This is a genomic window from Streptomyces sp. Y7 (assembly GCF_043195415.1).
Taxonomy (GTDB): Bacteria; Actinomycetota; Actinomycetes; order Streptomycetales; family Streptomycetaceae; genus Streptomyces.
In genome coordinates this window covers 1,026,555-1,047,560 of sequence record NZ_JBIDDQ010000002.1, presented here as the reverse complement: position 1 = coordinate 1,047,560, position 21,006 = coordinate 1,026,555, and the positions used below count along the sequence as shown (strand labels likewise).

20 protein-coding genes and 1 pseudogene are annotated in these 21,006 nt (G+C 72.6%); 9 read left to right on the top strand and 12 right to left on the bottom strand.

Annotated features, from left to right (window positions below):
- The 5 genes from ACGFW6_RS10330 to ACGFW6_RS10310 all read left to right on the top strand — a co-directional run bounded on the left by ACGFW6_RS10330 (position 1) and on the right by ACGFW6_RS10310 (position 6,511).
- Positions 1-1,017 carry an asparaginase gene (locus ACGFW6_RS10330; protein WP_393506700.1) on the top strand — a complete coding sequence of 339 codons (1,017 nt, stop codon included), beginning with the start codon at positions 1-3 and terminating at the stop codon, positions 1,015-1,017.
- Between the two features lie 116 nt (positions 1,018-1,133).
- The gene (aspA, locus tag ACGFW6_RS10325; protein ID WP_393506698.1) at positions 1,134-2,543 is read left to right on the top strand and encodes an aspartate ammonia-lyase; all 1,410 of its coding nucleotides are present in this window, start codon (positions 1,134-1,136) and stop codon (positions 2,541-2,543) included.
- 51 nt (positions 2,544-2,594) lie between these two features.
- The gene (locus tag ACGFW6_RS10320) at positions 2,595-3,536 is read left to right on the top strand and encodes a glutaminase (RefSeq protein WP_393506696.1); all 942 of its coding nucleotides are present in this window, start codon (positions 2,595-2,597) and stop codon (positions 3,534-3,536) included.
- Positions 3,537-3,764: 228 nt separating this feature from the next.
- The gene (gene mptB / locus ACGFW6_RS10315; RefSeq protein ID WP_393506694.1) at positions 3,765-5,159 is read left to right on the top strand and encodes a polyprenol phosphomannose-dependent alpha 1,6 mannosyltransferase MptB; all 1,395 of its coding nucleotides are present in this window, start codon (positions 3,765-3,767) and stop codon (positions 5,157-5,159) included.
- Positions 5,156-6,511: a glycosyltransferase 87 family protein gene (locus ACGFW6_RS10310; protein WP_393506693.1), complete on the top strand. Its 1,356-nt coding sequence runs from the start codon at positions 5,156-5,158 to the stop codon at positions 6,509-6,511. The genes mptB and ACGFW6_RS10310 overlap by 4 nt, the downstream gene beginning before the upstream one ends.
- Before the next feature lie 83 nt (positions 6,512-6,594).
- Here ACGFW6_RS10310 and ACGFW6_RS10305 read toward each other — a convergent pair.
- The 4 genes and pseudogenes from ACGFW6_RS10305 to ACGFW6_RS10290 form a co-directional block, all read right to left on the bottom strand.
- A pseudogene (locus ACGFW6_RS10305) lies at positions 6,595-7,434 on the bottom strand (D-alanyl-D-alanine carboxypeptidase family protein); the annotation flags it as partial.
- Positions 7,435-7,525: 91 nt separating this feature from the next.
- Positions 7,526-8,662 (bottom strand): transcription termination factor Rho, encoded by a 1,137-nt coding sequence (gene rho / locus ACGFW6_RS10300; protein WP_393506691.1) that lies wholly within the window; start codon positions 8,660-8,662, stop codon positions 7,526-7,528.
- 242 nt (positions 8,663-8,904) lie between these two features.
- Positions 8,905-9,732, bottom strand: a complete 828-nt coding sequence (locus ACGFW6_RS10295; protein WP_393506689.1) for a class I SAM-dependent methyltransferase — start codon at positions 9,730-9,732, stop codon at positions 8,905-8,907.
- A 101-nt stretch (positions 9,733-9,833) separates the two neighbouring features.
- Positions 9,834-10,232, bottom strand: a complete 399-nt coding sequence (locus tag ACGFW6_RS10290) for a nuclear transport factor 2 family protein (RefSeq protein WP_393506687.1) — start codon at positions 10,230-10,232, stop codon at positions 9,834-9,836.
- Positions 10,233-10,302: 70 nt separating this feature from the next.
- On the opposite strand from ACGFW6_RS10290, the gene ACGFW6_RS10285 reads away from it, so the two are divergent.
- Together ACGFW6_RS10285 and ACGFW6_RS10280 are read left to right on the top strand one after the other, a co-directional pair.
- On the top strand, positions 10,303-10,860 hold the full coding sequence (locus tag ACGFW6_RS10285) for a PadR family transcriptional regulator (protein ID WP_393506685.1): 558 nt from the start codon (positions 10,303-10,305) through the stop codon (positions 10,858-10,860).
- Positions 10,861-10,865: 5 nt separating this feature from the next.
- On the top strand, positions 10,866-11,597 hold the full coding sequence (locus ACGFW6_RS10280) for a class I SAM-dependent methyltransferase (RefSeq protein ID WP_393506683.1): 732 nt from the start codon (positions 10,866-10,868) through the stop codon (positions 11,595-11,597).
- Here the strand turns inward: ACGFW6_RS10280 and ACGFW6_RS10275 are convergent.
- The 4 genes from ACGFW6_RS10275 to ACGFW6_RS10260 form a co-directional block, all read right to left on the bottom strand.
- Positions 11,589-12,344 (bottom strand): GntR family transcriptional regulator, encoded by a 756-nt coding sequence (locus tag ACGFW6_RS10275; RefSeq protein ID WP_393506681.1) that lies wholly within the window; start codon positions 12,342-12,344, stop codon positions 11,589-11,591. The genes ACGFW6_RS10280 and ACGFW6_RS10275 overlap by 9 nt on opposite strands.
- Positions 12,345-12,474: 130 nt before the next feature.
- Complete coding sequence (locus tag ACGFW6_RS10270) at positions 12,475-13,641, bottom strand: serine hydrolase domain-containing protein (RefSeq protein WP_393506679.1); 1,167 nt, start codon at positions 13,639-13,641, stop codon at positions 12,475-12,477.
- Between the two features lie 109 nt (positions 13,642-13,750).
- A complete protein-coding gene (locus ACGFW6_RS10265; RefSeq protein WP_393506677.1) occupies positions 13,751-14,155 on the bottom strand; it encodes a nuclear transport factor 2 family protein in 405 nt (134 codons plus the stop codon).
- Between the two features lie 9 nt (positions 14,156-14,164).
- Positions 14,165-15,133, bottom strand: a complete 969-nt coding sequence (locus ACGFW6_RS10260) for an acetylxylan esterase (protein WP_393506675.1) — start codon at positions 15,131-15,133, stop codon at positions 14,165-14,167.
- Positions 15,134-15,235: 102 nt separating this feature from the next.
- Here ACGFW6_RS10260 and ACGFW6_RS10255 point away from each other — a divergent pair, with 102 nt between their 5' ends.
- The gene (locus ACGFW6_RS10255; protein WP_393506673.1) at positions 15,236-16,639 is read left to right on the top strand and encodes an 8-oxoguanine deaminase; all 1,404 of its coding nucleotides are present in this window, start codon (positions 15,236-15,238) and stop codon (positions 16,637-16,639) included.
- 196 nt (positions 16,640-16,835) lie between these two features.
- Here ACGFW6_RS10255 and ACGFW6_RS10250 read toward each other — a convergent pair whose 3' ends face one another.
- The 3 genes from ACGFW6_RS10250 to ACGFW6_RS10240 all read right to left on the bottom strand — a co-directional run bounded on the left by ACGFW6_RS10250 (position 16,836) and on the right by ACGFW6_RS10240 (position 18,867).
- Entirely contained in the window at positions 16,836-17,420 is a 585-nt protein-coding gene (locus ACGFW6_RS10250) for a hypothetical protein (RefSeq protein ID WP_393506671.1), read from the bottom strand.
- Positions 17,421-17,504: 84 nt separating this feature from the next.
- Positions 17,505-18,269: a ferredoxin reductase gene (locus ACGFW6_RS10245; RefSeq protein ID WP_393506669.1), complete on the bottom strand. Its 765-nt coding sequence runs from the start codon at positions 18,267-18,269 to the stop codon at positions 17,505-17,507.
- Positions 18,262-18,867, bottom strand: coding sequence for a sulfite oxidase-like oxidoreductase (locus ACGFW6_RS10240; protein WP_393506667.1), 606 nt, complete (start codon positions 18,865-18,867; stop codon positions 18,262-18,264). Before ACGFW6_RS10240 ends, ACGFW6_RS10245 begins: the two co-directional genes overlap by 8 nt.
- Before the next feature lie 302 nt (positions 18,868-19,169).
- Here ACGFW6_RS10240 and ACGFW6_RS10235 point away from each other — a divergent pair, with 302 nt between their 5' ends.
- Positions 19,170-19,994 carry a putative protein N(5)-glutamine methyltransferase gene (locus ACGFW6_RS10235; protein WP_393506665.1) on the top strand — a complete coding sequence of 275 codons (825 nt, stop codon included), beginning with the start codon at positions 19,170-19,172 and terminating at the stop codon, positions 19,992-19,994.
- Positions 19,995-20,021: 27 nt separating this feature from the next.
- Here the strand turns inward: ACGFW6_RS10235 and ACGFW6_RS10230 are convergent, their stop codons facing one another.
- A complete protein-coding gene (locus tag ACGFW6_RS10230; RefSeq protein ID WP_393506663.1) occupies positions 20,022-20,777 on the bottom strand; it encodes a hypothetical protein in 756 nt (251 codons plus the stop codon).
- Positions 20,778-21,006 lie beyond the last annotated feature (229 nt).

Below are 21,006 nucleotides of genomic sequence, written 5' to 3'. Positions count from 1 at the left end.
ATGTACATCAGCTCCATAGCGGACGCACCCCTTGTCCGCGAACCTCTCCACGCTCCCGTCGCCCACCTCATACGCGGCGGAATGGTCGAAGGCATCCACTACGGCTCCGTCGTCGTCCTCGACGCCGACGGCGACGTCCGGTTCCAGCTCGGTGACATCGAGGCCGCCTTCTACCCGCGCTCGGCGCTCAAGCCGGTCCAGGCCGTCGCCATGGTGCGGGCCGGGCTCCCGCTCGACGGTGAGCTGCTCTCGCTCGCCGCGGCGAGCCACTCCGGCGAGGACCGTCACCTCGCCGGAACCCGGCGCATCCTCGAACTCGCCGGGCTGACCGAGGACCATCTGCGCAACGTCCCGGACATGCCGTTCGACCCGGTCGTCCGGGACGCCTGGGTGCGCCAGGGCCGCGCGCCCTCCCGGCTCGCCCAGAACTGCTCCGGAAAGCACGCGGCCATGCTGTACACCTGTGCGCTCAACGGCTGGTCCCTGGAGGACTACCTCGACCCCGGGCACCCGCTGCAGCAGGCGATCGCCGAGATCGTGGAGGACCTCACGGGACAGCGGATCGCGCGGGTGACCGTCGACGGGTGCGGGGCGCCGCTGTTCTCCGTCTCGCTGCACGGGCTCGCCCGCGCGGCCGCGCGGATCACCACGGCGGCGCCGGGCACGCCCGAGGCCCGGGTCGCCGACGCGATGCGGGAGCACGCCGAGATGGCCTCCGGCTCCGGGCGGGACGTGGCGGCGCTGATGCGGGCCGTGCCGGGGCTGTTGGCCAAGGACGGCTTCGAGGGGGTGCAGGTCGCCGCGCTGGCGGACGGGCGGGCCGTCGCCGTGAAGATCGCCGACGGGGCGAACCGGGCGCGGGTGCCGGTGGCCGCGGCGGCGCTCGCCTTTGCCGGAGTCTCTCCCGAACTGCTCACGGAGTTCCAGGGGGAGGCACTCCTGGGCGGCGGGCGGGAGGTCGGGTGTGTGCGGCCCGTTCGCTCGCTGGAGCCGGTCGCGGTCTCGGCCTGCGCCTGAGGATGCGCCGGTCGTCTCGAACGGCGGCCGCGGGTTGTTCGTGGCCTGTCGCGCAGTTCCCCGCGCCCCTCACGGGGCGCTGAACCCACCCTCCGAGAAAGAAGAACCGTTTCCCCATGAACGCCGTCACCCGCAGCGAGCACGATCTGCTCGGCGACCGTGATGTCCCGGCCGACGCCTACTGGGGTGTCCACACCCTGCGCGCCACCGAGAACTTCGCCATCACCGGCACGCCCATCTCGGCCTACCCGCACCTGATCGACGCGCTGGCCGCCGTCAAGGAGGCCGCCGCCCTCGCCAACGAGGAGCTCGGGCTGCTGGAGCCGGAGAAGGCCGCCGCGATCGTCGCCGCCTGCCGGGAGATCCGCGCCGGCGAGCTGCACGACCAGTTCGTCGTCGACGTCATCCAGGGCGGCGCCGGCACCTCGACCAACATGAACGCCAACGAGGTCGTCGCCAACCGGGCGTTGGAGCTGCTGGGCCACGAGAAGGGCCAGTACCGGTACCTGCACCCCAACGAGGACGTCAACCTCGGTCAGTCGACCAACGACGTCTACCCGACCGCCGTCAAGGTCGCGACGGTGTTCGCGGTGCGCGGGCTGCTCAAAGCGATGGCCGTGCTCCAGGACGCGTTCGCCCGCAAGGCCGTCGAGTTCCGCGACGTGCTGAAGATGGGCCGCACCCAGCTCCAGGACGCGGTGCCGATGACGCTCGGGCAGGAGTTCTCCGCCTACGCCGTCATGCTCGACGAGGACCGCTCCCGGCTCGCCGAGGCCGTCGAGCTGATTCACGAGATCAACCTGGGCGCCACGGCCATCGGCACCGGGCTGAACGCCCCCGCCGGCTACGCGGAGGCGGCCCGCCGCCACCTGTCCGAGATCACCGGACTGCCGCTGGTCACCGCCGCCAACCTGGTCGAGGCCACGCAGGACTGCGGAGCGTTCGTCCAGATGTCCGGCGTCCTCAAGCGCATCGCCGTCAAGCTCTCCAAGAGCTGCAACGACCTGCGCCTGCTGTCCTCCGGTCCCCGCGCGGGCCTCGGCGAGATCAACCTGCCGCCCGTGCAGGCCGGTTCGTCGATCATGCCCGGCAAGGTCAACCCGGTGATCCCCGAGGTCGTCAACCAGGTCGCCTTCGAGGTGATCGGCAACGACGTCGCCATCACCATGGCCGCCGAGGCCGGACAGCTCCAGCTCAACGCCTTCGAGCCGGTCATCCTGCACTCCCTGTCCGAGAGCATCACGCACCTGCGCAACGCGTGCGTGACGCTCGCCGAGCGCTGCGTGGCCGGCATCACCGCCAACACCGACGTGCTGCGCCGGACCGTGGAGAACTCCATCGGCCTGGTCACCGCCCTGAACCCGCACATCGGGTACACGGCCGCGACCGACATCGCCAAGGAGGCTCTCGTCAGCGGCCGCGGCGTGGCCGAACTCGTCCTGGAGAAGGGCCTGTTGCCCGCCGAGACCCTGGCCGACCTGCTGCGCCCCGAGGTCGTCGCGGGCACCGGGCAAGCCCTGGCCTGACCAGCGGCGATCGTCACCTCGAAGGCGCGAAGGGACCGGCCGGGAGGCACAATGGTGATCATGGCAGCGTCGACGTCGTCACTGACCTTCCAGCCGATCCTGGAGCGCATCGCGGAGGAGATCGAGCGGACCCCCGGCCGCGGCCGGCCCGCCGACTACATCCCGGCGCTCGCGGCCTGCGACCCCCGCCGCTTCGGCATGGCCGTCGCCGAACTCGACGGCACGGTGTACGGCGTGGGGGACTGGCGCGAGCCGTTCTCCACGCAGTCCATCACCAAGGTGTTCACCCTCGCGCTCGACCTGGCCCGGGAGGGCGACGAACTCTGGGAGCACGTGGGCCGCGAGCCCTCCGGCAACCCCTTCAACTCCCTGGTCCAGCTGGAGTACGAGAACGGCATCCCGCGCAACCCGTTCATCAACGCGGGCGCCCTCGTCGTCACCGACCGCCTCCAGACCCGTACCGGGGACGCGGCCGGTGAACTCCTCGCCTTCCTCCGTGCCGAGAGCGGCAACACCGCTTTGGACTTCGACCTGGACGTCGCCGCGTCCGAGACGGCCAACGGCGACCGGAACGCCGCGCTCGCCCACTTCATGGCGGCCTACGGCAACATCGACAACCCCGTGCCGGCCCTGCTCGACCAGTACTTCCGCCAGTGCTCCGTCCGGGCCTCCTGCGCCGACCTCGCCCTGGCCACGTCCTTCCTGGCCCGCCACGGCGTCCGGGCCGACGGCACCCGCCTGCTCACCCGCAGCCAGGCCAAGCAGATCAACGCGGTCATGCTGACCTGCGGCACCTACGACGCCGCGGGCGACTTCGCCTACCGCGTCGGCCTGCCCGGCAAGAGCGGCGTGGGCGGCGGCGTCATCGCGGTGGTGCCGGGCCGCTGCACCCTGTGCGTCTGGAGCCCCGGCCTGGACGAACGCGGCAATTCGGTGGCGGGAGTGGCGGCCCTGGACAGATTCACGACACTGACAGGTCTGTCGGTGTTCTGACGGAGGCGCTCGATGCCGGACGCGGTCATGCGGGCCAGGGGGGCGCGGGGAACTGCGTGACCAGCCCCCGCCCTCCCGCACCCGGCACACCACCTCACCCGGCAGACGAGGAGCACCTCACAGGACCCTCGCATTCGATCACCGGCCGGTCATGCTCCGGCTTCCCACCGGAGGGCTTCGCGTCGCCTCGACGCCACCCCGCGTTGACACGCTGACCGAGTGTTGGCCATGGCTTTCCCCATCGATCTCCGCCGCTGCCAGATACTCGGTCTGGCCGGCACCGCCATCCTCGCCCTGGGCGGTGAGACGGCCGGTGCGCTGCCGGTCCGGGAACTCCTGGCCCCCAGCTCGGCGCACGCCGCCCTCGGCCTGGTCGGCGTGTACTTCGGCGTCGTCCTGCTGATAGCGGCATGGCTGCTGCTCGGCCGGCTCGTGCGCAGCGCCGATCCGCCGACCCCGCGCGCCCTGCTGCTGGTACTGGCCGCCTGGGCCACCCCGCTGCTGATCGCGCCGCCGCTGTTCAGCCGGGACGTGTACAGCTACCTGGCCCAGGGCGCCATGGTCGACGCGCACATCGACGTGTACGCGTACGGCCCCTCCCATCTCGGCGGCCCCCTCGCCGACGAGGTCGCCCCGCTGTGGCGGCACACCGGGGCGCCCTACGGCCCGGTGTTCATGGGCGTCGCCTCCCTGCTGTCCGGCGCGACCAGCGGCGAAGTCCCCGCCGGACTCTTCGGGATGCGGCTGATAGCGCTGCTCGGCGTGGCGTTGATGGCCGCCGCCCTGCCGCGACTCGCCAGGCACAGCGGCGCCGACCCGGCGGCCGCCCTCTGGCTGGGTGCCCTCAACCCGCTCGTGCTGCTGCACCTGGTGGCCGGCGCCCACAACGACGCCATCATGCTCGGCCTGCTCGGCGCCGGCCTGGTCGCCGCCCTCGGGCGCTGGCCGATCCTGGGCGCCGTCCTGGTCACCCTCGCCGCGCTCGTCAAGGCGCCCGCGGCGCTGGGTCTCGTCGCCGTCGTCCTGCTGCAGATGCGCTCCGGGCACCACCCGGTCAAGGCCGTCCTCAGCACAGGGGCCGCGTCCGCCGCCACCACGGTCGCCGCCACGGCCGTGGCGGGCACGGGATACGGCTGGATCGGCGCCCTCGACACCCCGGTCTCCACCCAGAACTGGGCGCTGACGAGCCTGCTCGGCCGGGCCACCGCCTCTCTGCTGGAGCAGACCGGCAGCGATCTGGCGCCGCTGGCCGTACCCGTGTGGCACACCTTCGGGCTCGTACTCACCGGGGTCCTCGTGGTGCTCATATGGTGGCGCTGGCGTCCGCGCCCGGTGTACGCGCTCGGCCTGAGCCTCGCGGCCGTCGCCGCGTTCGGGCCGGCGATCCGCCCCTGGTACGCGCTGTGGGGCCTGTTCCTCATAGCGGCCGCCGCGCCCAGCACTTCCGTACGGCACCGGGTCGCGGCCCTGACCGGTGTGCTGGCGCTCGCGGTACTGCCCAGCGGCGGCCCCGCGGACGCCGGCCAGCTCGTGCTGGCGATCTCCGGCGGCGCGCTCGCGGTGGTCGTGCTGTGGCAGGCACATCTGGCAGCACAGGCCCCGGCGTTGGGACGTACGGCATGAGGCTTCCGCGCACCGACCGCGGCCGGCTGGCACTCGTGCTCGTGCTCGCCGCCGTCGTCATCGTCTTCACCGCCACCGTGCCGTTGCTGCGTGGCTGGTTCGACCTGCGCGTCTACTACGGCACCGTCGACAGCTGGATGCACCACGACGGCCGTATCTACGACTACCGGGTGCCCGGCACGACGTACGGCTTCACCTACCCGCCGTTCGCGGCGGTCGTCATGGCGCCGATGGCGCTGCTGGACCTGCACGCGGCCATCACGGTGGCACTGCTGCTCAACCTGGTGGCGCTGGCCTTCGTGCTGCGGGCGCTGGCCGGGCGGGCCTGGCGGCGCCACGGCTGGTACGGCGTCGCGCTGGCACTGTGCGGGCTGGCCCTGTTCGAACCGCTGCGGGACACTTTCAGCTTCGGGCAGGTGAACATCCTGCTGCTGGCCCTCGTGCTGCTCGACTGCCGGCTGCTGTCGACCGGCCGGGGGCGCTGGGCCGGTGTGGGCATCGGCCTGGCGGCTGCGATCAAGCTGACGCCGGCCGCTTTCATCGGGCTGCTCCTGGTCGCCCGCCGCTGGCGGGCCGCCGCCGTGGCGACGGCGGTGGCGGCCGCCGCCACGGCGCTGGCGGTGTGGGTGGCACCGGGTCCGTCCCGCTTCTACTGGACGCACGCGATGTGGGACACCACCCGGGTGGGCCGCCTCGACTACGTCTCCAACCAGTCGCTGCAGGGGATCCTGGCCCGCCTCGACGTGCCGGGCCGGGAGGTCTGGGCGGTCGTGGTGCTGGTCGTCCTGGGGGTCTGGGTGGTGCGCACCCACCGGGCGGTCGTGGCGGGGAACTGGACGGCGGCGTTCGCGCTGACCGGGCTGACCGCCTGCCTGGTCAGCCCGATCACCTGGGTCCACCACCTCGTGTGGCTGCTGCCCTCCTTCGCCGTCCTCGTCCGCGCCGGCCACCGGCGGGTGGCCGCCGCCCTCTACGCGGTGCTGTGCACCAGCGTGGTGTGGCTGTGGTTCGACGACGCGTCCGGCGTCGACGGCTTCCTCGGCAGCAACATCTACGCCTGGATCACCCTGGGCCTGCTGTTCTGGCTGCCGGTCCGTCAGCCGGACTCCGACCGCTCGACCCTGCCGCGCGTCACGAGCGAGACGGCACCGGCGCCCATCCCGGCGGCCCCGGCGATCGCACAGGCCTCCGCCCAGCCCGGCGGCTCGCCCTCGGGCGTCACCGCCGCCACCACGGGCACCGTGCTCGGCCCGGGCCTCGGTCTGGCCCGCAATCCGTCGAGCGAGCCCACCGGCTCGACCCGCCCGGCCGCCCCGAACCCCCAGTCGAGCAGCTCGCCCGCCTCCTCGTAGACGGCGTGACCGCCGCCCGAGCGGGGGTTCAGCACCGTCACGACGAGGGTGCGGCCACCGCGGCGGGCGGCGGCGACGAGCGTGTTGCCGGCCTCGCTGGTGTAGCCGTTCTTGATGCCGATCAGACCCGGGTACGGGTCCACGCCGTCCGCGCCGGTCAGCAGCCGGTTGGTGTTGCGGATCGGGTAGCCCCAGCCGCCCCGGCCCGGGAACGTGGCCTCGGCCGTGCCGCAGTACCGCGCGAACTCCGCGTTGCGCAGCCCCGCGCGGCCGAACACCGCCAGGTCGTACGCCGAGGACACCTGGCCGGGCGTGTCGTACCCGTCGGGCGACACCACCCGTGTGTCGAGGGCGCCCAGCGAACGCGCCTTGGCCTGCATCCGGGTCGCCGTCGCCCGCCAGCCGCCGTTCAGCGTGGCCAGCACCCGCACGGCGTCGTTGCCGGAGCTGAGGAACACCCCCCGCCACAGATCGGCGATGCGGTACGTACGTCCCTCGGCGATCCCCACCAGACTGCTCCCGGCCCCGATCCCGGCCAGCTCCTCCGGGCGCACGGTGTGCGGCACGCCGGCCGGCATGGTCGGCAGCAGGGTGAGGGCGAACAGGGTCTTCAGGGTGCTCGCGGGCGGCAGCCTGCGGTGTGCGTCGTACGCGGCGAGCACCTCGCCGGAGTCGGCGTCCGCCACCAGCCACGACAGCGCCGAGACACGGGGGAGCCGGGGCGCCCCGGAGAGCGGATGCACCTGGGTGCCGGACCGGTACAGCAGCGCGGGGCGTGGGACCGCCGCGGCCCGGGCGCCACCGGGCGGATCGGGGTCGAGCCCGTCGAGGGCGGCCGCGGAGGCGGGCGCGAGCGCCAGCAGTCCGGCCGCGCAGAGCGCGCAGGTGGACAGGAGAGCCCGGGTAGAAAATCCGATCTTCATACTGTCAACGTAGGAACGGAGCGGCCCCGGACCGCGCTGCCCGGGCCGGTCGGTGCGCGGCGGGCACCCGTACGGGCGATGCTCCGGCGTGTCACTCGCCCGGCAGGGTGGGCTGGACGCGCCGCAGGAACGTGGCGTTGTCGGGTGTCTCGCGCAGCCGCTCCAGGAGGGTCTCCAGGTTGGTCTGCCCGTCCCGGGTCTGCAATGCCCGCCGCAGGCCGCGTACGACGGTCAACTCCGCCGGAGGCAGGAGGAGTTCCTCGCGGCGGGTGCCGGAGGGGTTGATGTCGACGGCCGGGAAGACGCGCCGGTGGGCCAGGTCCCGGTTCAGGCGCAGCTCCATGTTGCCGGTGCTCTTGAGCTCCTCGAAGTAGAAGTCGTCGGCCCGCGAGCCGGTCTCCACCAGGGCCGTGGCGAGGATGGTGAGCGAGCCGCCCTCCTCGGCGAGACGGGCGGCGCCGAAGAACCGCTTCGGCCCGTGCAGGGCGGCCGCGTCGACACCTCCGCTCAGGGTGCGTCCACCGGAGGCGGCCGCGTTGTTGTGCGCCCGGCACAGCCGGGTCAGGGAGTCCAGCAGGATGACGACGTCCTCGCCCGCCTCGACGAGCCGCTTGGCCCGCTCGATGACGAGTTCGGCCAGCGCGATGTGCTGCTTGGGCGCCCGGTCGAAGGTGGAGGCGTACACCTCGCCCCGCACCGAGCGCCGCATGTCGGTGACCTCCTCGGGGCGCTCGTCGAGGAGCACCACCATCAGCCGGCACTCGGGGTGGTTCCCGGCGACGGCGGCCGCGATCTGCTGGAGGAGGACCGTCTTGCCGGTCTTGGGCGGGGCCACGATCAGGCCGCGCTGGCCCTTGCCCACCGGGGCGATCAGGTCGGTGACCCGGCCGGTCAGACCGGACGCCGGGTGCTCCAGGCGGATGCGCTCACGCGGGTGAAGCGGCGTCAGCTCGCCGAAGCGGCGGCGGTCCTTCTCGGGGGTGCGTCCGTTGACGCGGGCGACGTCGGTGAGGGTGCGTCCCTCGCCGCGTACGCCGTCGACCAGGTCGCCCTTGCGCAGGCCGTGGCGGCGGATGAACGCGGGGGAGACCGGGAGGTCGGCAGGGGTGGGCAGCAGGTCCTCGGCGCGCAGGTGCCCCTTGCCGTTCGTGTCGATGTCGAGCACGCCGGTGACGGCGCGGACCGGGGACTGCTGTCGTACGGGTGGATTTTCGAGGGTGGTGGTCATGGTGGTGGTCCTTTCACGGACGGAAGGCATGAGACATGCGGAAGGAAGGGGTGAGCCGCGGACTTCGGGAAGGCGGACGGAGCGCCTTCGGGCGGCGGGAAACAGCACCTCGGACATGGCATGAGGCCGGTCACGAGATGGTGAGGAGAAGGCCGGTACTTCGCCGGCGTACTGAGGTGAAACGAGCACCGGCGCCCTGGACCGGGCGTACACAAGTGCTGACGCGACGGTACCACGGAGGTTCAGCGCGTGGCGAGAAGTCCGTAGAGCAGGGGGATGCGGGGCTCGGGGAGCCGCCACCAGCCGGAGGGTGTGCGCTCCATCCGCGGCCAGCGCTGCCAGGGCAGTTCGTCGCTCTCGGTGAGGCGCCGGATGGTCAGTCCTGCCTGCGTCAACGCACCGAGGACCTCTCCTATTCCGTGCATCCACTCGAAGCTCTCGGTGGCCTCCGCCACGGCGGGACCGTCCGTGTACGTGTGCGTGGCGTCCCGGTGCACGGCCCCCGCGCCGCCGAGGTAGTCGTGGCGCAGCAGCAGCTCCGGTCCCTCGCCCGGACCCGGCTTGGGGCCGAGGGAGTTGAGCAGTGGATGGAACTCGACGATGGACAACCGCCCACCGGGACGCAGGAGCCGGGCCACCACGTCCGCCCAGCGGTCCAGGTCGGGCAGGTAGCACAGCGCGCCCTTGCCGGTGTAGACGACGTCGAACCGCCGTCCGTCCAGCGCCGCCACGGCGTCGTACACGTTCGCCTGGACGTAGGTGACGTCCAGGCCCGCCTTCCGGGCGATGCCCCGCGCGGCGGCCACCGACGCCGCGGAGAAGTCCAGACCGACGGCCCGTGCCCCGCGCTGCGCGAAGGCGATCGTCTCGGTGCCCAGATGACACTGGAGATGCAGCACGTCACGGCCGGACAGTTCGCCGAGGTCGTCCCACTCGAAGGAGGCGAACCAGCGGGCGGGATCGAGGTTCTGGTCCAGGCCGTAGAACCGGCTGGCGACGTGGACGGGTGTACGGGCGTCCCAGTTCGCCTGGTTGGCCGACATCATCCGCGCGTGCTCGTCGGTGGTCATGGGGACATCCAACCGTGGCCGGCCGGCACGGTGGCAGACATTCCGCCAGGGGCGCCCGGGTGTTGCCGGTCCGGGCGGTCCCCGCTCGCGTGGGCCGGCCGCTACGCGGACCGGGTCTGCGCCTCCTTCTCGATCCGGTCGAACTGCGCGCCCATGGCCTCCGCCAGCGCGTGGGCGCCCGACAGCGGACGCACCATGACCATGAAGTCCTCGATCAGCCCCTCCTCGTTCAACCGGAGGAAGTCGCAGCCGGTGATCTCCCGGTCGCCGACGCGCGCGGTGAAGACCAGCGCGTGATCACGGCCGCCCGGGTCGTTGATCTCCCGCACGTAGCGGAAGTCCTCGAAGACCCGCACGACACCGCGCAGGATCGCCGCCGTGATCGCCTTGCCGGCGTACGGCTTGAACACGACCGGGCTGGTGAAGACGACGTCCTCGGCCAGCAGGTCCTCCATGGCATCTGCGTCACCCGCCTCGACGGCCTCGCGGAACGCGCGCATCGGATCACCTCATAGTCAATTTGTTGAGTAGGTGCAGATGAGAATAATCACCTGCTGTTACGGTGTCCACATGTCCCTCAAGTACGCCGTCCTCGCCGCCCTTCAGGAGGGCGAGGCCTCGGGCTACGAGCTGTCCAAGGTCTTCGACATCTCGTTCGCCAACTTCTGGCCCGCGACCCCGCAGCAGCTCTACCGGGAGCTGGAACGCCTCGCGCAGGACGGCCTGGTCGAGGCTCGTTTCGTACAGCAGGAACGACGGCCCAACAAGCGGATGTTCACGCTCACCGCGGCCGGACGGGAAGACCTGCGGACCTTCGCGGCCGAGCCGCCCCGGCGGCCCACCGCGGTCCGCGACGAGCTCCTGATCAAGCTCCAGGCGATGGACGACCCCGAGACCTCCCGCGCCATGATCGAGGAGCGCATGACCTGGGCACGCGGCAAGCTCGGCCGCTACGAGCGCGTCCGTGCGCGCATGCTCGACGGCCGCAGCGAGGAGGAGTACCTGCGTGAGTCCGACCGGGTCGGGCCGTATCTGACGCTGCTGGCCGGGATCTCCTTCGAGGAGCAGATCCTGAGCTGGTGCGAGCGGGTCCTCCTCGTCCTGAAGCAGCGCGTGGCGCGGGGGTGACGCCGATGTTCAGCCCCGAGGGCCCCTCCCTGCGCGAACTCACCGTCCAGGCGCTGTCGTCCGTCGAGCGCGGCTACGACCTGCTCGCCCCGAAGTTCGACCACACGCCCTTCCGCACGCCGGACTCGGTACTCGACGCCGTCGCGGCGGCGCTGGCGCGGACCGGCCCGTACGACGACGGCCTCGACCTGTGCTGCGGGACGGGCGCCGGTGTGGAAGTACTCGCCGAGGTGTGCCGGCGCAGCGTCACCGGCGTCGATTTCAGCGCCGGCATGCTCGAAGTGGCCCGGCGCGAGGCGCGGGTCGCGCGGCCGCGGATCAGCTGGGTCCGCGCGGACGCCCGCGCCCTGCCCTTCGCCCCCGCCTTCGACCTGGTGGTGAGCTTCGGGGCCTTCGGGCACTTCCTGCCCCGCGAGCTTCCGGGGCTGTTCGCTCAGGTCCACTCCGTCCTGCGGCCGGGCGGCCGCTTCGTCTTCCCGGTCGTGGCGCCACCGCGTCCCGTGTCGGTCGCCTACTGGATGCTGCTGGGCTTCGATGCGGTGATGCGGGTCCGCAACGCCGTGTGGCGGCCGCCGTTCGTCATGTACTACCGGGCCTTCCGGCTCGGGGAGGTGCGCGGTGAGCTGGCCCGTGCCGGGTTCGAGGTGGAGCTGCAGGTCCTTCCCGAGTTCGGGCGGCGCAGGGACGGCAGCCCGCGGGTGCGGATGGTCCTGGCACGACGGCCGGAGTCAGACTGACGAGGTCATGGCCGCGGGCAGGGTGAACTCGTAGACCAGGGCGTCCTGTTGGGCGTCCACGACGAGGTCGGTGATCTCCAGGGGGCGGGCGTACTGGTCGTGGACCCACCGCGTGACGCGCATCGTGGACGCCCCCGGGAGCCGGGTGATGGCGTCCCGGTGGTGCAGCGAGAGGCCCGCCCTGCGCATCCAGTCGTAGGCGCGGCGCAGTTGGGCCGAACCGGAGGCGTCGGTGCGGTCGCGGTAGCGGGCCAGTTCCGCCACCTCGGCCAGCGCCACCGCGGAGAAGGACGTCACGGCCGTACGCTGCCCGAGTCCGTCGGCGCTCGCGGACTCGTAGCGGTGCACCAGGGTCCGGTGGTGCGGGGCGAGCCCGAGGGCCTCGGCGTGCTCCGGTGAAGGCGCCTCCCAGGCGACGGTGGTCCGGTCGACGGCACCCGGGCCGGTGGTCCGGGCACCGACCGGGAACGTGAGCGAGGCGGCCGTCTCGACCGGCAGGCCCGGCAGCGTGGCGTGGCTGCCGCGCCGGTCCGTGGCCACCAGACCGCTGCGGCGCAGTACCTCCAGCGCCTGCCGGACGGTCTCCCTGCTGACCCCGAAATGCTCCGCCAGATGCCGTTCCCCCGGCAGCCGTTCGCCCGGCGGGATCGTCCCTTCGCGCAGCTCACCGAGGAGCTCGGTGGCGATCCGCCAGTACAGCGGCTGGGCTTCGGTGAGCGGGCGGTCGTGCGGGGTGGTGCGGGCCATGCCGCGCCTCCTGTTGGTGACGTGTCGTAGCCGAGCGGGCTCCTTGCGTCACCAGATCTAAGCAGTGGTCTAAACCAGCGGGGAAGGGCGGCCCCTCACTTCGGCTGAAACGGCCCGCGCCGAACAGCCGTCACAGGGCGCCGTACAGGGCGTCGATCAGCGCCATCTTCCGCGGGTCGTCCGCGATATGAGGCCCCATCCGGTTCATCGTGTACCCCAGCGACACCCCGGCCTCCGGGTCCGCGAGCCCGCACGAGCCGCCGAAGCCGTCGTGTCCGAAAGCCCGCGGGTTGGGGCCGTACGAACCGTTCGGTCCGCTCAGCCACAGGCCGAGTCCGATCTCGGTCTCGTGCGCGAACCCGGCGCCCAGGACGAGATCCCGGCAGCCGCCCTGCCCCTCGCGCACCCGCTCGGCCGACCCGGGGGACAGGACGTGACGGCCGTCGAAGGTCCCGCGCCCCGCGAAGATCCCGTACAGGGCCGCGACCGCACGTGCGGTGCCGTGCCCGTTCGCGGCGGGGATCTCGGCGGCCCGCCACTCGGGCGAGTTGGCCTGGGCCGCACCCAGGACCGGATTGGTCAGCGCGGCCAGGGCGGCGGGCGCCAACTGGCTGAAGATCGCCGCCTGTTCACTGGACCTGGCGACCGGTGGCTGCACCAGCTCGGCCACCCGTCCGGATTCCTTGGCGGGCAGTCCGATCGCGAAGTCGACACCCAGCGGACCGGTCACCTCCCGCTCCAGGAAAGCTCCCGGCAGCAGCCCCGACACCCGCCGCACGACCTCCCCGACCAGGAAGCCGTACGTGAACGCGTGATACCCGGACCGGGTCCCCGGCGCCCACCACGGCTCCATCGCGGCGAGCCGCTGCGTCGTCAGCTCCCAGTCGCAGAGCTGCTCGAACGAGTGCGGCTCCCGCAGCCCGGACAGGCCGGCGCGATGCGACAGCAGATGCCGTACCAGGATCTGCTCCTTGCCGGCGGCGGCGAACTCCGGCCAGTACGTGGCCACCGGAGCCTCCAGGTCGAGCAGGCCCCGGTCGGCGAGGATGTGGGCGCACAGGGCGGTCGGCCCCTTGGTCGTCGACCACACGTTGACCAGCGTGTCGCGCTCCCAGGGGCGCCCGCGCTCCGCGTCGGCCCAGCCGCCCCACAGGTCCACCACCGTCCGGCCGTCGACGGTGACGGCGACCGCGGCGCCCAGCTCCTCGCGCTCCCGGAAGTTCGCCTCGAACGCCTCCCGCACCGCCGCGAACCGCGGATCGCACCGCCCCTGCACCTGTGCCTGGTACTCCGCCATCGGCCCACCCCTTGTCGTCCGCGGGAACCACGGGCCACGACGCCGTGACCCGGGCTCCCCGAACGTACCGACTGGTCGGACTGGGCGGAAGGTGCGCGCACCGCCGAAGTCAGCCGAAGAACAGCGCGCCCTCCGGCTCCCGGTGCCCCTCGGCCGAGTGCCAGTAGTCGCGGGTCTCGACCGCCAGTCCCGCGGCGTCGAAACGCGCGAAGACACAGCCGGCCAGCGTGGCCGGCGCCCCGTCCTCCTCGGAGAGGACCCGGAACTCGGCCACGGCCACACCGTCCCCGCCGACGACCGGGGCGGAGAACCGCACGTCGGTCACCCGCTCGGCCGCGAACGACCAGCGCAGGTACGCGCCCAGCTCGGCGCGTCCCCGATGCGGCGCACGGAACGGCATCGAGCGGTGCACGCAGTCCTCGGCGTACAGCTCCAGCAGCGCGTCCACGTCGTGCTCGGCCCAGGCCCGCCGCCAGACACGCACGAATCGCTCCGCGGCCTCACGCGTCTCCATACGGCGCCCTCAGCCGTGCGAACGCAGCCAGTCCAGTTTGGCCGCCTCGTGGAACGGGCCGCCGCCCTCGTGGTCGTTGAAGTCGTACACCTCGATGGCCTTCTCGTCGTGGGCCCAGGCGTTGAACGCCGCGAAGACGGTCGAGGGCGGGCAGGTCTGGTCCTCCAGGGCCGCCGAGAAGAACGCGGGCGCCCGGCCACGCGCCGCGAAGTGGACGCCGTCGAAGTAGGACAGGGTGCGCAGGGCCTCCTCAGAGTGGCCCCGGTGCGTCTTCAGATAAAGGCCGATCTCGCGGTACGGGTGACGGTCCGTGAGGGTGGCCGCGCGCGGGAAGTCGCACAGGAACGGCACGTCCGGCGCGACCGCCGCCAGGTCAGGGACCAGGCCGCCGACCGCGATCGTGATGCCGCCGCCCTGGCTCGCGCCCAGCGCGACCGTGCGGGCGGCGTCGGTCAGGGGGTGGGAGCGGGCCGCCTCGACGGCACGGACCGCGTCCGTCAGCACCCGGCGGTAGTAGTAGTTCTCGGGCGCGTCGATGCCCCGTGTCATGAACCCGGGATACGCGGGCGCGGCGCCCACCGGGTCAGGTGTCCCGCCGCCGGCGCCCCACGCGCTGCCCTGACCGCGCGTGTCCATCAAGAAGTGCGCCCGGCCCGTGGAGGCCCACAGCAGGTTCTCGTGCGGCAGACCGCGTCCGCCGCCGTAGCCGATGAACTCCACGACCAGCGGCAACGGCTCACTCACGCCGGCCGGCAGCCGCAGCCAGCCCTTCACCGGGTGACCGCCGAACCCGGCGAATGTCACGTCGTACACCCGCACCGTGCTCAGCCCCGTGTCGACCGGCTCGAAGCGTGCGTCCAGATCGTGCTCGCGCGCCTCCTGGAGCGTCTTGGACCAGAACGAGTCGAAGTCCTCGGGCTCGACGGACTCGCTGCGGTACTCGCGCAGTTCGTCGAGCGGAAGGTCGAACAGGGCCATGACGGACCGCCTTTGCGAAGAGTGACTGCGGATGATCACACCGTACGTCGATGATCGGAGGACTCGCCAGATCTCGGCCGCCCGTGCCCCTACGATGGCGCCATGACGTCTGCCGTCGATCCTCCGGTCAAGGTCGCGGAACTGCTGGTCAGGGATGCCGAACTGCTCGTCGTGGACGGAGGGCGGGAGATCCCCGGCGGCTGGCTGGCCGTCACCGATGGTCGGGTGACCGGTGTCGGACACGCCGGGAGCGAACCCGAGGCCCGCACGACCGTCTCGGCGGCCGGACGGCTCGTCACCCCGGGCCTGATCAACACGCACCATCACCTCTACCAGAACCTCACCCGCTCCTACGCGCCCGCCGTGAACGGCTCGCTGTTCGACTGGCTCACCACCCTCTACCCGATCTGGGCCCGTCTCGACGAGGAGGCCGCGTACGTTTCGGCCTACGTCGGCATGGCCGAACTCCTCATGGGCGGCTGCACCACGTCCGCCGACCACCTCTACGTCCATCCCCGGCCGCACCTCGTCGACGCCGAGATCCGTGCCGCTCGCGACATCGGCTTCCGCTTCCACGCCACGCGCGGTTCGATGACCCGCTCCGTCGAGGACGGGGGACTGCCGCCGAGGAGAGTCACGCAGACGGACGACGAGGTCCTGGCCGACAGCGAGCGGCTGATCAGGGCGTATCACGACCCCGGACCGGGCGCGCTGGTACGCGTCGCGCTCGCGCCCTGCTCGCCCTTCTCGGTCACCAAGACGCTGATGACCGCGACCGCCGAACTCGCCGAGCGGCACGACGTACGACTGCACACGCATCTCGCGGAGGACCCCGACGAGGACACGTACTGCCTCGAGACGTACGGCTGTCGTCCCGTCGAGTACTTCGAGGAGACCGGGTGGATGAGCGACCGCAGCTGGGTCGCCCACTGCATCCACCCGAACGACGCGGAGCTGCGCCGTCTCGCGGCAGCGGGGGTCGGCGTGGCGCACTGCCCCAGCTCCAACATGCTCATCGGCGGCGGTACCGCCCGTGTCGGGGAGATGCGCGAACTGGGCCTGCCCGTCGGCATCGGCTGCGACGGTTCGGCCTCGACGGACCATGCCTCCCTCTGGATGGAGACCCGGGCCGCGCTGCTGCTGGGCCGCTACCGCGGCGGCCCCGGCGCGATGACCGCCCGTGACGCCCTCGACATCGCCACCCGGGGCTCCGCGCGCTGTCTGGGCCGCGCCGACGAACTGGGCCATCTGCGGCCCGGTGCCTGCGCCGACCTGGTCGTCTGGGACCTGCACGAGGTCGCCCTGGCCGGCGCGCTGAGCGATCCCGTGGAGGCGTGGCTGAGGTGCGGGCCGGCCCGGGCCTGGACGACCGTGGTCGGCGGCCGCGTCCTGGTCGATCACGGCGAACCCCGGCTGCCGGGACTGGCGGACGCGTTGCGGGTGCATGGCCGGGTGGCGCGCAGGATGCAAGGAGTGGACGGCGGGGGGGAAGGGTGCGTGGGGTGAGCTGGGCGGACGGCGGGGGAGGGACGGAGGGCGTGGGGTGAGCCGATGGCGCGGGCCGTGCGCGTGAGGTGAGGAGGGTGGAGCGGCGGGCGGTGCGTGAGCAAGGGGCTGGGCGCATGTGCCGGGGTGCACTGGAGACGGTCATGGCGGATCCGGCCGGCCGGGTCCCGGAAGCCGCCCGGTGGAGGCCGCTGGCTCAGGCGCGGCGGCCCGTCCACTCCGGCTCTGCGCGGGCCCATGCCTGGTCCCACTCGGCGAGGCGACGGCGCATGGCGCCATGCCGTACGACGGTGTGAGCGAAGAGGATCACCGCGACGGCACCACCCGTCGCGCAGACGCCGATCGTGATCGTGTTCTGCCAGACCGCCGTGGTGCCCGGGGGCGGGGTCACGGTCCGGCCGCGGGCGTCCAGCCAGACGTCGACGGTCTCACCCGTCCGCGTCCCGGCCGGGACCCGTGCCGTGGCCGTACGGCGTCCCCGCTCCGGATCCGTCCAGCGCACCGTCGCCTCGGCGGTCGGCTGACGCCCGCCCTGCACGAGCGGAGTGGCGCGCGACGCTCTGTCGACGACCTCGGCCCGGACGTGCCGCCGGTCGGCCTCCCGGTCCCGGGCCATGGCCCGGGCGTCGCCGTGGGCCCACCAGGCCGCCACCACTCCTGCCAGAGGAGCGACGACCAGCAGCAGGACAGTCACGGTCACCAGCGTCCACGCTTCGACGACATCTGACCGGCGCCGCAACGGACTCGATCGCAGGCGCCAGCCGTGTACCCGGCTTCGCATGCCGTCCAGGTACCCCGCACGGCGGACATCGTTCCTTCGGAATCCGGACGTACATCGCACACCCGGCCCGGCACGGGCCGCCGGTCAGCCGAAGCGTTCGATACGGATGCGGTCCACGGGCTGGCCCGCCGCCACGAGCAGCCGTGAGGCATGTTCCGCGAACCCGTTGGAGCCGCACACATATGCCTCCCACCCACCAGGAGGCCGCTCGGACAGGAGCGACGCCACATGTGCGGCGGCCATACGTCCCACCGCCACACCCTCCGGCGCGCTCCGCGTGAACACCGGCGTCGTCTCCGCGCCGTACTCCCGCGCGTAGATGAGCTCCTCGGGGCTGCGCGCCGACACCAGCAGCCGCAGCGGCACGTCCATCGCCCGCGCCCGGTGGTGCCGCACCATCGACATCAGCGGGACGACGCCCGACCCGGCGCCCACCAGCAGCGCGGGCCGGTCCCCGGGCCAGGCGAAGAAGCCGCTGAGCGGGCCGCGCACCTCGACCGTGTCACCGGGCTCGGCCACCGTGTGGAACCAGCCGGAGACCTCACCGCCGTCCACATGGTCCAGGGTGAGCTCGATGTGTCCGCGGTCGTCGGGCGCCGACGCGATCGAGTAGTGGCGCTGGGCCACATAGCCGTCCCCGGCGGTCAGCCGCAGCATCAGGTGCTGGCCGGGCAGATGGCCCGCCCAGTCGGGCACCGCGAGCCGGAAGGTCGCGGCGTGCGGGGTCTCGCTGCGGATCTCGGTGATCGTGGCCGTCTGCCACAGCGCGGCGGCCTGCTCGCTGACGGCGATCCGGCCGGGCACGGCGAACCGGGTCGGCGGCGTGTAGCTGTCGAGTGCCTCAGTCACCGGAGTACCGCTGTTCCTCCCAGGGGTTGCCGCGGGCGTGGTAGCCGTTCTGCTCCCAGAACCCCGGCTCGTCGTGGTCGAGGACGCGCAGTCCCGCGATCCACTTCGCGCTCTTCCAGAAGTACAGGTGCGGCACCAGCAGCCGCGCCGGACCACCGTGCTCCGGGGTCAACGGCTTCCCGTCGTACTCCCAGGCGATCCAGGCCCGTCCACCGGTCAGGTCGGCCAGCGGAAGGCTGGTGGTGTAGCCGGTGTGCGAGTAGGCCACGACGTGTGTGGCCGACACATGGGGCCGGACCACATGGAGGAAGGCGTCCAGTGACACCCCGCCGAACCGCACGCCGAACTTCGACCAGCTCGTCACACAGTGGATGTCGCCCTCGTACGCCGACGCCGGCAGCGCGTGCGCCTCGTCCCAGCTCCAGGCGCGCGGTTCCGCGACCAGCCCGTCGACGCGGAACGACCACTCGGCCGGCGTCAGGTCGGGCGTGACCTCGGCGGACAGGACGGGCCAGTCGTCGCCCGCGTCGTACTGGCCGGGCGGCAGCGCGTCGTTCCGGACGCGTGGGCGTCCGGTGAAGCCTCGGGTGACGTTCATGCGGGGTGCCTCCAGGCCGTCGTGGGCGACGGCCCGCGGGTCGAGCGTGATCGGTACGTTCCTCGTACAACCGTACGCGTTGCGGCGGGGGCGTCCCACCGAGGGCCGGGAAGGGCCCGCGGCCGTGATCGTTGGGGTAATGTGGCGGTCCGACCGGGACGGCCCCGGTCCTGCGGAGACCCCGGAGGTGAGACCCATTACCGCTGTGTCAGGTCGGGTGCTCTCACCACGGAACGGCGCGGACCACCGCCAGTAGGCGGCCGCGAGAGCACCCTTCGGTTTCCGAAAGGCTCTCGGCTTCCATGCCCCCTCTGTCTCCCTCCTCGCCCGCATCCCCCGCCTCGCTCCCGTACGACTCCGTCGTGTCCGCGCTCCGAGCCGCCGGCTGTGTCTTCGCCGAGGACGAGGCCCGGCTGATCCTGGCCGCGGCCCGTACCCCGCACGAGCTGGCCGCCATGGTGGACCGGCGCGTCACGGGCCTGCCCCTCGAACTCGTCGTCGGCTGGGCGCGGTTCCGCGGGCTGCGCATAGCCGTCGAACCCGGTGTCTTCGTGCCCCGCCGCCGTACCGAGTTCCTGGTCGAACAGGCCCTCGCCGCAGCTCCCGACGCGACCGTGGTCGTGGACCTGTGCTGCGGCTCGGGCGCGGTCGGCGCGGCCCTGGCCGCCGCGCTGGGCTCACCCGGCTCCGTCGAACTGCACGCCGCCGACATAGACCCCGCGGCCGTACGCTGCGCCGGGCGCAATGTGGCCCCCTACGAGGGGCAGGTGCACACGGGCGACCTGTTCGAGGCGCTCCCCGACAGCCTCCGCGGCCGTGTCGGCATCCTCGCCGCGAACGTGCCGTACGTACCCACCGACGAGGTCGGTCTTCTGCCCGCCGAGGCCCGCGACCACGAACCCCTTGTCGCGCTCGACGGCGGCCCGGACGGCCTGGACGTGCTGCGCCGGGTGGCGGCCGGGGCGCACGACTGGCTGGCGCCCGGCGGCTGCCTGCTGATCGAGACGAGCGAACGCCAGGCACCGACGGCCCTGGAAGCCTTCACCGGCACCGGGCTGTCGGCGCGTCTGGTCGTCTCCGAGGAGCTGTACGCGAACGTCGTGATCGGGCGCGCCCCGGCCCGCTGAAGGCCGCGCGGGGTCCGGCCGGCCGGGTCAGGTCGTGGCGTCGCTGTGCGAGGGACGGTCCGAGGGGCCGGATCCGGGCCGGTCCCAGTGCCGGAACCCGGGGAACTCGCCGCGCCGGTCACCCGGCCCTGTGTTCCGGTCATTGCCCTTCTCCTTCCTCCACTCCTCCCAGTCGCCCGCGAGGGCACGGGTGGCCGTCCTGGTGTCGTCGTCGGCCCGGGTGCCGACGAGGAAGATGTCGTCGCCCTTCTCCAGGTCGCCGGCGCCGGAGCCCTTGTCCCCGTCGTGGCGCACGGTGGTGTCCGAGCCGACGGTCCAGGTCCAGACGGCGCCGTCCTCGCTCCTGACCGTGACCTGGTCGCCGTCGACCTTCTCGACGGTCCCGCGCTGCCAGATCCGTACGACCCACTCGTCGCTCTCGGGATCCCGCACGGTCGACTCGCCGTGCACACCGGCTCCGCCGAGGCCGAACCGGGCGCCGGGTCCGTGCCGTTCGCCGGGCGTGCCCGGTGACGGCGTCGCCGGCCCGGAGGCCGAGGGCGGCGTCCCCTCCCCGGGGCCCGAGGAGGTGGCGGCGTAGGCGACCGTGCCGCCGAGGGCCAGGGCGGAGACGGTGGCCGCCGCGGTCACCGCCCTGGCGCGGCCCGAGCGCCGCTGCCACAGGCCGCGCAGCGCCGCCGCGCGTGGCGCCCGCTCCGGGCCGCCCGGTCCCGTCAGGACCTCGAAGCCGGTGTCCGGCGGTTCGCCGCCGACGTGGTGTTCGTGATCCGGATCGTGTGTCACCGCTCGCTCCCCTCGGTCACGGCACCCGGCATCCCCATGCCATGCCTTGCTGTGATTGTGGGAGGCGAACCATAAGGAACCGGTAATGAGTTCCTGTGAAAAGGGTTCCTGTGAATAGGGACGCTCGCTTCCCCGCGGGCGCGGGAGGCCGGCCGTCCCGGGTGATTCACGCGTACTTTCCGATTCACCTAACCGTGCCCCGAAATGGGTCCGTATAAGCACTGCTTTG

Excerpts from the sequence above, each read along its gene's own strand:
- ACGFW6_RS10330 (WP_393506700.1), top strand. The coding sequence starts at position 1 with ATGTACATCAGCTCCATAGCGGACGCACCCCTTGTCCGCGAACCTCTC.
- aspA (WP_393506698.1), top strand. The coding sequence starts at position 1,134 with ATGAACGCCGTCACCCGCAGCGAGCACGATCTGCTCGGCGACCGTGAT.
- ACGFW6_RS10320 (WP_393506696.1), top strand. The coding sequence starts at position 2,595 with ATGGTGATCATGGCAGCGTCGACGTCGTCACTGACCTTCCAGCCGATC.
- mptB (WP_393506694.1), top strand. The coding sequence starts at position 3,765 with ATGGCTTTCCCCATCGATCTCCGCCGCTGCCAGATACTCGGTCTGGCC.
- ACGFW6_RS10310 (WP_393506693.1), top strand. The coding sequence starts at position 5,156 with ATGAGGCTTCCGCGCACCGACCGCGGCCGGCTGGCACTCGTGCTCGTG.
- rho (WP_393506691.1), bottom strand. The coding sequence starts at position 8,662 with ATGACCACCACCCTCGAAAATCCACCCGTACGACAGCAGTCCCCGGTC.
- ACGFW6_RS10295 (WP_393506689.1), bottom strand. The coding sequence starts at position 9,732 with ATGACCACCGACGAGCACGCGCGGATGATGTCGGCCAACCAGGCGAAC.
- ACGFW6_RS10290 (WP_393506687.1), bottom strand. The coding sequence starts at position 10,232 with ATGCGCGCGTTCCGCGAGGCCGTCGAGGCGGGTGACGCAGATGCCATG.
- ACGFW6_RS10285 (WP_393506685.1), top strand. The coding sequence starts at position 10,303 with ATGTCCCTCAAGTACGCCGTCCTCGCCGCCCTTCAGGAGGGCGAGGCC.
- ACGFW6_RS10280 (WP_393506683.1), top strand. The coding sequence starts at position 10,866 with ATGTTCAGCCCCGAGGGCCCCTCCCTGCGCGAACTCACCGTCCAGGCG.
- ACGFW6_RS10275 (WP_393506681.1), bottom strand. The coding sequence starts at position 12,344 with ATGGCCCGCACCACCCCGCACGACCGCCCGCTCACCGAAGCCCAGCCG.
- ACGFW6_RS10270 (WP_393506679.1), bottom strand. The coding sequence starts at position 13,641 with ATGGCGGAGTACCAGGCACAGGTGCAGGGGCGGTGCGATCCGCGGTTC.
- ACGFW6_RS10265 (WP_393506677.1), bottom strand. The coding sequence starts at position 14,155 with ATGGAGACGCGTGAGGCCGCGGAGCGATTCGTGCGTGTCTGGCGGCGG.
- ACGFW6_RS10260 (WP_393506675.1), bottom strand. The coding sequence starts at position 15,133 with ATGGCCCTGTTCGACCTTCCGCTCGACGAACTGCGCGAGTACCGCAGC.
- ACGFW6_RS10255 (WP_393506673.1), top strand. The coding sequence starts at position 15,236 with ATGACGTCTGCCGTCGATCCTCCGGTCAAGGTCGCGGAACTGCTGGTC.
- ACGFW6_RS10250 (WP_393506671.1), bottom strand. The coding sequence starts at position 17,420 with ATGCGAAGCCGGGTACACGGCTGGCGCCTGCGATCGAGTCCGTTGCGG.
- ACGFW6_RS10240 (WP_393506667.1), bottom strand. The coding sequence starts at position 18,867 with ATGAACGTCACCCGAGGCTTCACCGGACGCCCACGCGTCCGGAACGAC.
- ACGFW6_RS10235 (WP_393506665.1), top strand. The coding sequence starts at position 19,170 with ATGCCCCCTCTGTCTCCCTCCTCGCCCGCATCCCCCGCCTCGCTCCCG.